Here is an 11,490-nt window from a genome sequence, read left to right on the forward strand (position 1 = left end):
TATTATTCTTATATTAAATAATGTTAAGTTCTTTTCCTACTTTTTCGTAAGCAGCTAAAGCTTTATCCAACATTTCTTTAGTATGTGCTGCTGTAGGCATATTTCTTACTCTACCCGTACCTTTTGGCACTGTAGGGAATACGATTGACTTAACATATATACCTTCTTCTTTTAATCGTTTACTGAATGCTTGCGTATCTTTTTCATCACCAATAATAACTGGTGTAATTGGTGTTTCTGATTCACCTGTATCAAATCCTAGTTTTGCTAAACCATCTTTAAGATATTGAGCATTTTCCCATAATTGATCATGCAATTCAGTTGAAGCCATTAATTTTTTAACTGCTTCTGTAATAGCTTTTGTATCTCCAGGCGCTAATGATGTAGAGAATAAGAATGGACGAGATTGTGCTTTTAACCAGTCAATTAATTCTTTAGTTCCTGCAACATAACCTCCAACAACACCAATTGCTTTAGATAATGTACCAATTTGGAAATCAATTTTATCTTGTAAGCCAAAGTGTTTAACCGTACCAGCACCTTTACCCATTACACCAGAGCCATGTGCATCATCTACATAAGTTAATAAACCAAATTCTTCAGCTATTTTAACAATTTCAGGCAGTTTAGCAACATCGCCATCCATACTAAACACACCATCAGTGATATACATTACTTTATTATACTGACCTGATTCTACAGCTTCTTTAGCTTTTGCTCTTAAATCATCCATATCTGAATGATTCACACGAATAATTTTCGCTTTAGATAAACGACAACCATCAATAATTGAAGCGTGGTTCAATTCATCAGACAGAATAGCGTCATTTTTATTCATTACAGCTGAAATCGCAGCCATATTACAATTAAATCCAGATTGGTATGCAATTGCAGCTTCTGTACCTTTAAATTTAGCTAATGTTTCTTCTAATTCATCATGTAAATCTAACGTACCGTTAATAGAACGTACAGCACCAGCACCAACACCATGTGTATCAATCGCAGCTTTAGCAGCTTCTTTTAAATCTTCATTTGTTGCTAATCCTAAATAGTTATTTGAACTTAAATTGACATAAGTTTTACCTTCAATTTTAATTTCTGGACCATTAGCACCTTCAATTGAATCTATTTCATTGTATAAACCATTTTCTTTCAAATAATTAATGTTTTCATCTAAAAAATCATGTAGTGATTGAACCACAACGATATCCCCCTTGTTTCTCTATTTGTCTTTATAATACATCAATTTAGCCTTTCATGAAAGCCCTATCACTCGTGGTAATTTTAAAAATAAATATTCATTTTCAACTATTTTGTAACATTAGATAGTGATATACTAATTATCATAATAATACGGAAGAAGTGATCGTTTTGTTTGATTGGTTTCAATTGGCTAGTAAAAAAGAAAAAAGAATGATTCAACTGCGACGTTATTTACATCAATATCCTGAACTTTCTTTTGAAGAGAAGCAAACACATGACTATATAGTTAATCAACTTAGCCAATTGTCATGTGACATTCAAACTCCAGTAGGTAGAAACGGAATTAAAGCAACTTTTAAAGGAAAAGAAAATGGACCGACTATCGCATTTCGTGCTGATTTTGATGCATTACCAGTTCAAGAACTAAATGATGTGTCTTATAAATCTAAAAACGATGGTTGTATGCATGCGTGTGGACATGATGGTCATACAGCCATACTATTAGGTGTTGCTGAAATAGTAAATGAGCATCGTCACCTACTTAAAGGTAATGTCGTTTTTATCTTTCAATATGGTGAGGAAATTATGCCTGGTGGTTCTCAAGAAATGATTAATGATGGTTGTTTAAAAGACGTAGATAAAATTTACGGTACGCATCTTTGGAGTGGCTATCCAACAGGAACCATATATTCACGACCAGGTCCAATTATGGCTTCACCAGATGAATTTAGTATTACAATTCAAGGTAAAGGCGGCCACGGCGCTAAACCACAAGAAACTATTGATCCTATTGTTATTATGGCTGAGTTTATTTTAAGTGCTCAAAAAATCATCTCACGCACTATAGATCCTGTAAAACAAGCTGTTTTAACATTTGGTATGGTACAGGCTGGTTCATCAGATAGTGTTATACCAGATAGTGCATTTTGTAAAGGGACAGTGCGTACATTTGATACACAAATTCAAAGTCATGTTAAACAAAAAATGGATAAATTACTACAGGGATTGGCATTAGCAAATGATATCACATATGATTTTAACTATATTAAAGGGTATTTACCTCTTCATAATCATGATCAAGCCTATGAAGTTGTTAAACAAGCAGCTAACGATATGCATTTACGCTTTAATGAATCTGATTTAATGATGATTGGGGAAGATTTTTCACATTATTTAAAAGTGAGACCTGGGGCTTTCTTCTTAACAGGTTGTGGCAATAAAGATAAACAGATCACAGCACCACATCATAATCCCTACTTTGATATAGATGAATCAGCATTCAAATATGCAGCAAGTGAATTCTTAAAAATATTAGAAATTGAAAAAGTTTTTTAAAAATATAAACCGATATCTATCCTGAAATAATTATGAACTTACAAACATCTCTAAATGATTAATAATCATTCATTTAGAGGTGTTTTTGTATATAAAAGCTAACACATTTCATATGTAATATTGAACTTAATTATGGAGTATGTATAATTCGTAATTAGCTGAATACGAGGTATATAGGCAAAATTCAAAGTACATATTTTATAAATAAAAAAAGACCCCTAAACGGGGCCTTTAATTATATCGAATAATAAATTATTCGTGGATTTCAGTTACAACGCCTGATCCTACAGTACGTCCACCTTCACGGATTGAGAAACGAGTACCGTCTTCAATCGCGATTGGAGCGATTAATTCAACTGTCATTTCAACGTTGTCACCAGGCATAACCATTTCAGTACCTTCTGGTAAGTTAACTACACCAGTTACGTCAGTAGTACGGAAATAGAATTGTGGGCGGTAGTTACTGAAGAATGGAGTATGACGTCCACCTTCATCTTTAGATAAAACGTAAACTTCCGCTTTGAATTTTGTATGAGGTGTGATTGAACCTGGAGCAGCTAATACTTGTCCACGTTGTACGTCTTCACGAGCAACACCACGTAATAATGCACCGATGTTGTCACCAGCTTCAGCGTAGTCTAATAATTTACGGAACATTTCTACACCAGTAACAGTTGTTTTAGAAGTGTCATGTAAACCGATGATTTCAACTTCTTCACCAACTTTGATTTGACCACGTTCAACACGGCCTGTAGCAACAGTACCACGACCAGTGATTGAGAATACGTCCTCAACTGGCATCATGAATGGTTTGTCAGAATCACGTTCTGGAGTTGGAATGTAGTCATCAACTGCTTGCATTAATTCTAAGATTTTTTCTTCGTATTTTTCGTCGCCTTCTAATGCTTTTAATGCAGAACCAGCGATTACAGGTACGTCGTCACCTGGGAAGTCATATTCAGTTAATAAGTCACGAACTTCCATTTCTACTAATTCTAATAATTCTTCGTCGTCTACCATATCAACTTTGTTTAAGAATACAACTAAAGCTGGTACACCAACGTTACGAGATAATAGAATGTGTTCACGAGTTTGTGGCATTGGACCGTCAGCTGCAGATACAACTAAGATACCGCCGTCCATTTGAGCAGCACCAGTGATCATGTTTTTAACATAGTCAGCGTGTCCTGGGCAGTCAACGTGAGCGTAGTGACGTTTGTCAGTTTGATATTCGATGTGTGCAGTATTGATTGTAATACCACGTTCTTTTTCTTCTGGTGCGTTGTCAATCATGTCATATGATTGTGCAACAGTGTCACCGTTTTTAGCTAATACAGTTGCGATTGCAGCTGTTAAAGTAGTTTTACCATGGTCAACGTGACCGATAGTACCAATATTGGCATGTTCTTTTGAGCGATCAAATTTTTCTTTTGCCATTATTAAATCTCTCCTATTCTTAATAAAAGTTATTTTCAAATTTATCTCTCATGATAGTTTCTCACCATCATGAGAAGATGATTGATTAAGTTGAGTCTAAAAGAAGTATTACTCAATTCATACTTCCTTTATAATGCATTTACCCATAAAAATCAATTCATAAAAGTGATTAGCCTATAACTAAGCTCAACCTGTATTTTAACCTAGCATAGCTAGTAAAAACAAGTTATATTATTCACCTTTATTTTTCTTAATGATTTCTTCAGAAATTGATTTTGGAACTTCTGCATAGTGGTCAAAGTACATAGTGTAAGTACCGCGACCTTGAGTGTTAGAACGTAATGAAGTTGCGTAACCGAACATTTCTGAAAGTGGTACATAAGCATTTACAACTTGTGCATTACCACGAGGTTCCATACCATCAACACGTCCACGACGAGATGTTACGTCACCCATGATATCGCCCATGTATTCTTCAGGCATTTCGATAGTTACTTTCATCATTGGTTCTAAGATAACTGGATCACATTTTTTAGCAGCTTCTTTAAGTGCTAATGATGCAGCAATTTTGAAGGCCATTTCAGATGAATCGACATCATGGTATGAACCATCATATAATTTAGCTTTAACATCAATTAATGGATAACCAGCAAGAACACCATTTTCCATAGCATCTTTAAGACCAGCTTCTACTGATGGAATGTATTCACGAGGAACTACACCACCAACGATAGCATTTTCGAATTCGAAACCGCCACCAGTTTCATTAGGTGTGAATTCAATATGAACATCACCATATTGACCACGACCACCTGATTGACGAGAGAATTTACCTTGAACTTGTGCTGATTGCTTGAATGTTTCACGATATGAAACCATTGGCGCACCAACATTACATTCAACGTTAAATTCTTTCTTCATACGGTCAACTAAGATATCTAAGTGTAACTCACCCATACCACCGATGATAACTTGTCCAGTTTCTTCGTCAGTATGTGCATGGAAAGTTGGGTCTTCTTCTTGTAATTTAACTAAAGCTTGAGTCATTTTATCTTGGTCAGCTTTAGATTTTGGTTCAACTGATAAGTGGATAACTGGTTCTGGGAATTCCATTGATTCCAAGATAATGTCGTTTTTCTCTCCACATAAAGTATCACCAGTACCTGTTTCTTTAAGACCTACCGCAGCAGCGATATCGCCTGAGTAAACAGTGTCAATCTCTTGACGTGAGTTAGCGTGCATTTGTAATAAACGACCTACACGTTCACGTTTGTCTTTAGATGAGTTTTTAATATATGAACCTGAGCTCATAGTACCTGAGTAAACACGGAAGAAAGTTAATTTACCAACATAAGGGTCAGTCATAACTTTAAATGCTAATGCAGCGAATTCAGCTGAATCGTCTGGTTTAGCAATTACTTCTTCTTCAGGATTGTTAGCACGGTGACCAACGATTGGTTTTACATCTAAAGGAGATGGTAGGTAATCAATTACAGCGTTAAGCATTAATTGAACACCTTTGTTTTTGAATGCAGTACCGCAAAGAACTGGGTAGAATTCTACATCAGTTGTAGCTTGACGGATTGCATTTTTTAATTCTTCAACTGAAATTTCTTCGTCACCAAGATATTTTTCCATTAATTCATCATTAGTTTCAGCTACTGCTTCAATTAATGTTGAACGAGCTTCTTCAGCTCTTTCTTTGTGATCATCTGGAATTTCAATTTCATCGATTTCTGTACCTAGGTCGTTAGTGTATTTGAAACATTTCATTTCAACTAAGTCAATGATTGCTTCAAATTCATCTTCAGCACCAATAGGTAATTGGATAGGTGCAGCATTAGCTTGTAAGCGGTCATGTAATGTGCTTACAGAATAATCAAAGTTTGCTCCTAATTTATCCATTTTGTTAATAAACACGATACGAGGTACGCCGTATGTTGTAGCCTGACGCCAAACTGTTTCAGTTTGAGGTTCAACACCTGATTGAGCATCAAGTACTGTAACCGCACCGTCAAGTACACGTAAAGAACGTTCAACTTCAACTGTGAAGTCTACGTGTCCTGGTGTATCGATAATATTTACACGGTGGCCTTCCCAAGCTGCAGTTGTTGCAGCAGATGTGATAGTAATACCACGATCTTGTTCTTGTTCCATCCAGTCCATTTGTGAAGCACCTTCGTGAGTTTCACCAATTTTGTGGATACGACCTGTGTAATAAAGAATACGTTCTGTCGTAGTAGTTTTACCAGCATCAATGTGAGCCATGATACCGATATTACGAGTATTTTTCAAAGAAAATTCTCTTGCCATGTATTTTTTCTCCTTCCAGTTATTACTGAATAAGTACTTTAGATATGGCGATGCCCTAAGCATGAGCCATTATTGGTAAACCAATCGTTTGGAACACACTCAGGGTAAAAGCTTCAATCTTACCAACGGTAGTGAGCAAATGCTTTGTTAGCTTCAGCCATTTTGTGAGTGTCCTCACGTTTCTTAACTGCACCACCTGTATTATTTGCTGCATCTAAGATTTCGTTAGCTAAACGTTCTTCCATAGTTTTTTCACCACGAAGACGCGCATAGTTAACTAACCAACGTAATCCTAAAGTAGAACGACGTTCTGGGCGTACCTCAACAGGTACTTGGTAGTTTGAACCACCCACACGACGAGCTTTAACTTCTAATACTGGCATAATGTTTTCGATTGCTTCTTCGAATACTTCAATAGCTTGACGACCACTACGTTCTTCAACTAGGTCGAATGCTGAATAAAGAATTCTTTGAGCTGTTCCACGTTTACCGTCTAACATAATTTTGTTAATTAATTTTGTAACTAATTTTGAGTTATGAATTGGATCTGGTAATACGTCTCTTTTAGGTACTGATCCTTTACGAGGCATAATGTAAATCCTCCCTTCCTATTATAGTATATTGTGTTTCATTATTTTTAAAATTTACGTAATCTTAAAAATTAATTTTTAGGTTTTTTAGTTCCGTATAATGAACGACCTTGTCTACGTCCGTCTACACCTGAAGTATCAAGTGCACCACGTACAATGTGGTAACGCACACCAGGTAAGTCTTTTACACGTCCACCACGTACAAGTACTACACTGTGTTCTTGTAAGTTGTGTCCGATACCAGGAATGTATGCGTTGATTTCAATGTTATTTGATAAACGCACACGTGCATATTTACGTAACGCTGAGTTAGGTTTTTTAGGTGTCATAGTACCCACACGAGTACAAACGCCACGTTTTTGTGGAGAATTCAATTCAGTGAATTGTTTCTTCTTACTGTTAAAACCTCTGTTTAAAGCTGGTGAATCAGATTTTTTTGATTTGCTTTGTCTTGGTTTACGTACTAATTGGTTAATAGTTGGCATTGAATATGTCCTCCTCTCTTCATTTTTTAATCCCACACATCCAGGTGGTTCATTTTAAGGTTAAATAAAATTTAGTAAGTAAAAACTTACTAATTCTCATTCAATATAGCAACGATTGTTGCATTAACATTAATACCTACATATTCTCCTAAATCCTTCTTAGATGAGAAAAGTGTATATGGTATGTTTTTTTGATTGATTTGGCTTAACACGCGAGTCATAAGATGAACCTCAACGTCTTGAGCAATAATCAATGATGTAACTTGATCTTTATTCAACGCTTTAAGCGTCTCCTTCAGACCAACTACATATTGTTGTTTGTTAAAGCGTGCAACTTTTTCATTAGACATTTATAATATCCTCCAAAGTTCTGCTTGCATCAACCTTTAATATAGTAACATTACATGACTACAATAGTCAATATTTATTCATGCATTTATGAAATAAATAAGAATCAAGAGACTAAAATTTTCGTTTAGTCTCTTGATTAAATAACTATTCGGTAACGTCTACCTCTTCTTCTGTACTAGCAACTGGAGCTACGTTTTTATCGAATTGAACATCGCTATAACGTCTCATACCAGTACCAGCTGGGATAAGTTTACCGATAATTACATTTTCTTTAAGACCAAGTAAATCATCGCGTTTACCTTTAATAGCTGCATCAGTAAGTACACGAGTTGTTTCTTGGAATGATGCTGCAGATAAGAAGCTTTCTGTTTCAAGAGAAGCTTTTGTAATACCTAGCAATACCGGTTTTGCAGTTGCTGGGCGTTTACGTTCTTTAAATGCTTCTCTGTTAGCATCTGTAAAGTTGTGGATATCAACTAATGAACCAGGTAATAACTTAGTATCTCCTGCTTCAATGATACGAACTTTACGTAACATTTGTCTTACCATTACCTCAACGTGTTTATCATCAATTTCAACACCTTGCATACGGTAAACTTTTTGAACTTCTTTTAATAAATAGCTTTCAGTAGCATTTAAACCAGCAACTGATAAGAAGTTTTTAGGTTCAATTGAACCTTCTGTTAATACTTCACCACGTTCAACTGATTGTCCTACTTCAACTTTAAGTCTAGAAGTTCCTGAAGCTAGATAAGATCTAGTTTCATTTTCACCTTTAACAACAATTTCTTGTTGACGGTCTTTTGCTAATTTAATATCTTCTACTACACCTTCAATTTCAGTGATTACAGCTTGACCTTTAGGGTTACGTGCTTCAAATATTTCTTGAATACGTGGAAGACCTTGAGTAATATCGCTTCCGGCTACCCCACCTGTATGGAATGTACGCATTGTAAGCTGTGTACCTGGTTCACCGATTGATTGTGCAGCAATTGTACCAACTGCTTCACCCACTTCAACTTTTTCACCTGTTGCAAGGTTTTTACCATAACATTTTTCACATACACCATGACGTGTATTACAAGTGAATGCTGAACGGATGTACATTTGTTCAATGCCAGCGTCAGTAATTTTCTTAGCAATTTCAGCAGTGATTAACTCATCTGGACGAATAATCACTTCATCAGTTTCAGGATGACGGATAGTTTCTTTTGAGTAACGTCCTTCGATACGTTCAATGAATGGTTCAATCATTTCTGTACCTTCTCTAATATCTGAAACAAGTAAACCTCTGTCAGTACCACAATCTTCTTCACGAACAATAACATCTTGTGCAACGTCAACAAGGCGACGAGTAAGATAACCTGAATCGGCAGTTTTAAGTGCTGTATCGGCAAGACCTTTACGCGCACCATGAGTAGAAATGAAGTACTCTAACACTGTTAAACCTTCACGGAATGATGATGTGATTGGTAGTTCGATGATCTTACCTGATGGTGCAGCCATCAATCCACGCATACCTGCTAACTGTGTAAAGTTAGATGCGTTACCACGGGCACCAGAGTCACTCATCATGAAGATTGGGTTTGTTTTTTCAAGTGATTGCATTAATTCACCTTGAATTTGGTCCTTAGCATCTGTCCAAATTTCAACGACAGCATTGTAACGTTCTTCTTCAGTGATTAAACCACGATTGAATTGTTTAGTTACACGATCAACTAATTTTTCATGCTCATCTAAAATATCTTTTTTATCTGGTAATACCACGATATCAGATACACCAACAGTGATACCTGCTTTTGATGAGAATTTAAATCCTAGGTCTTTCATGCGGTCAAGCATCATAGATGTATCAGTGATACTAAATCTATTAAATACTTCAGCAATGATATTACCTAAGAATTTTTTATTGAATGGTTCAGTTAATTCTTTAGTTTCAAAGAATTCTTTTAATCCACCTTCACCTAACTCTGTTGGGTCAACAAAGTATTTATCAGGTGTTTTACCTTCAAGGTTAGCTTGAGTTGGTTCATTGATATAAGCAAATGAATCAGGAATGATTTCATTAAAGATAATTTTACCTACTGAAGTAGCTAAAATTTTATTGTTTTGCTCATCTGTAAATGTTGGATTATTGAATGAACTTGCATGTACACCAATTCTAGTGTGTAAATGAACATAGCCATTAGCATATGCTTTTAACACTTCGTTAGTATCATTAAAGATTGCCCCAGTGTTAACAGCATCTTTACGTTCTAATGTTAGATAATAGTTACCTAATACCATATCCTGTGATGGTGTAACAACTGGTTTACCATCTTTAGGGTTCAAGATGTTTTGCGCAGCTAACATTAACATACGTGCTTCGGCTTGAGCCTCTTTAGATAATGGAACGTGAACAGCCATTTGGTCACCATCAAAGTCAGCGTTATATGCTGTAGTAACAAGAGGGTGTAAACGGATTGCACGACCTTCAACTAAAGTTGGTTCGAATGCTTGGATACCTAATCTGTGAAGTGTAGGTGCACGGTTTAGTAATACTGGATGTTCTACAATAACTTCTTCTAAAACATCCCATACTTCATCGTCCATGCGTTCGATTTTACTCTTCGCATTTTTAATGTTTGTTGCAATTTCACGTTGAACTAATTCTTTCATTACGAAAGGTTTAAATAGTTCAAGTGCCATTTCTTTAGGTAAGCCACATTGATACATTTTTAGACTTGGACCTACTGCGATAACGGAACGACCTGAATAGTCAACACGTTTACCTAATAAGTTTTGACGGAAACGACCTTGTTTACCTTTTAACATATGTGATAGTGATTTTAATGGACGGTTACCAGGACCTGTAACAGGACGGCCACGACGACCATTATCAATTAAAGCATCAACAGCTTCTTGTAACATACGTTTTTCATTTTGAACTATGATTCCAGGTGCACCAAGATCTAATAAGCGTTTCAAACGATTGTTACGGTTAATAACACGTCTATATAAATCGTTTAAGTCACTTGTTGCAAAACGTCCACCGTCTAATTGAACCATTGGACGGATTTCTGGTGGGATGATTGGAAGTACATCTAAAATCATCCAAGCTGGATTGTTACCTGAATTACGGAATGATTCAACTACCTCTAAACGTTTGATAGCACGAGTAAGTCTTTGTCCTGTTGCAGATTCTAATTCATCACGTAAAGTTTTAAGTTCTTCATCTAAGTCAATTTCTGATAATAAGTCTCTGATACCTTCAGCACCCATTTTGGCAACAAATTGACCTGGATATTTATCATAATAATCTCTAAATTCTGCTTCTGATAATAATGTTTTCTTTTCTAAACCAGTTGGACCTGGGTCAACAACAACATAAGAAGCAAAGTAAATAACTTCTTCTAATGCTCTTGGAGACATATCTAATAATAGACCCATACGGCTAGGGATACCTTTGAAGTACCAAATATGTGAAACTGGTGCTGCTAATTCAATGTGTCCCATTCTTTCACGACGTACTTTTGACTTCGTTACTTCAACACCACATCTATCACATACCATGCCTTTGTAGCGTACACGTTTGTACTTACCACAACTACACTCCCAGTCTTTTGTAGGTCCAAATATTCTTTCACAGAAAAGACCATCTTTTTCAGGTTTTAACGTACGATAGTTAATTGTTTCAGGCTTTTTAACCTCACCATAAGACCATGAACGAATCTTTTCAGGTGAAGCTAATCCTATTTTCATATAATGGAAATTATTTACATCAATCAAGGAGCCTA

At 35.9% G+C, this 11,490-nt stretch carries 8 protein-coding genes; 1 reads left to right on the forward strand and 7 read right to left on the reverse strand.

Features of this window, described 5'->3' with window-relative positions:
* Positions 1–13 precede the first annotated feature (13 nt).
* Positions 14–1,201, reverse strand: a complete 1,188-nt coding sequence (locus NSQ15_RS10990) for a glycine C-acetyltransferase (protein WP_017637543.1) — start codon at positions 1,199–1,201, stop codon at positions 14–16.
* Positions 1,202–1,371: 170 nt separating this feature from the next.
* On the opposite strand from NSQ15_RS10990, the gene NSQ15_RS10995 reads away from it, so the two are divergent.
* Positions 1,372–2,538: a M20 family metallopeptidase gene (locus NSQ15_RS10995; RefSeq protein WP_046466375.1), complete on the forward strand. Its 1,167-nt coding sequence runs from the start codon at positions 1,372–1,374 to the stop codon at positions 2,536–2,538.
* Positions 2,539–2,790: 252 nt separating this feature from the next.
* Here the strand turns inward: NSQ15_RS10995 and tuf are convergent, their stop codons facing one another.
* The 6 genes from tuf to rpoC all read right to left on the reverse strand — a co-directional run bounded on the left by tuf (position 2,791) and on the right by rpoC (position 11,455).
* Positions 2,791–3,975, reverse strand: coding sequence for an elongation factor Tu (gene tuf, locus NSQ15_RS11000; RefSeq protein WP_017637541.1), 1,185 nt, complete (start codon positions 3,973–3,975; stop codon positions 2,791–2,793).
* Between the two features lie 231 nt (positions 3,976–4,206).
* Positions 4,207–6,288: an elongation factor G gene (gene fusA, locus NSQ15_RS11005; protein ID WP_029056350.1), complete on the reverse strand. Its 2,082-nt coding sequence runs from the start codon at positions 6,286–6,288 to the stop codon at positions 4,207–4,209.
* 119 nt (positions 6,289–6,407) lie between these two features.
* The gene (rpsG, locus tag NSQ15_RS11010; protein WP_002451223.1) at positions 6,408–6,878 is read right to left on the reverse strand and encodes a 30S ribosomal protein S7; all 471 of its coding nucleotides are present in this window, start codon (positions 6,876–6,878) and stop codon (positions 6,408–6,410) included.
* A gap of 71 nt (positions 6,879–6,949) precedes the next feature.
* A complete protein-coding gene (gene rpsL, locus NSQ15_RS11015) occupies positions 6,950–7,363 on the reverse strand; it encodes a 30S ribosomal protein S12 (protein WP_002451222.1) in 414 nt (137 codons plus the stop codon).
* Between the two features lie 89 nt (positions 7,364–7,452).
* A complete protein-coding gene (locus tag NSQ15_RS11020; RefSeq protein WP_017637538.1) occupies positions 7,453–7,713 on the reverse strand; it encodes a ribosomal L7Ae/L30e/S12e/Gadd45 family protein in 261 nt (86 codons plus the stop codon).
* 145 nt (positions 7,714–7,858) lie between these two features.
* Positions 7,859–11,455: a DNA-directed RNA polymerase subunit beta' gene (gene rpoC / locus NSQ15_RS11025; RefSeq protein ID WP_176745280.1), complete on the reverse strand. Its 3,597-nt coding sequence runs from the start codon at positions 11,453–11,455 to the stop codon at positions 7,859–7,861.
* Between the last annotated feature and the right edge of the window lie 35 nt (positions 11,456–11,490).

Source organism: Staphylococcus sp. FSL W8-0774 (assembly GCF_038006785.1).
GTDB lineage: Bacteria > Bacillota > Bacilli > Staphylococcales > Staphylococcaceae > Staphylococcus > Staphylococcus pasteuri.

Excerpts from the sequence above, each read along its gene's own strand:
- tuf (WP_017637541.1), bottom strand. The coding sequence starts at position 3,975 with ATGGCAAAAGAAAAATTTGATCGCTCAAAAGAACATGCCAATATTGGT.
- fusA (WP_029056350.1), bottom strand. The coding sequence starts at position 6,288 with ATGGCAAGAGAATTTTCTTTGAAAAATACTCGTAATATCGGTATCATG.
- rpsG (WP_002451223.1), bottom strand. The coding sequence starts at position 6,878 with ATGCCTCGTAAAGGATCAGTACCTAAAAGAGACGTATTACCAGATCCA.
- rpsL (WP_002451222.1), bottom strand. The coding sequence starts at position 7,363 with ATGCCAACTATTAACCAATTAGTACGTAAACCAAGACAAAGCAAATCA.
- NSQ15_RS11020 (WP_017637538.1), bottom strand. The coding sequence starts at position 7,713 with ATGTCTAATGAAAAAGTTGCACGCTTTAACAAACAACAATATGTAGTT.
- rpoC (WP_176745280.1), bottom strand. The coding sequence starts at position 11,455 with ATGAAAATAGGATTAGCTTCACCTGAAAAGATTCGTTCATGGTCTTAT.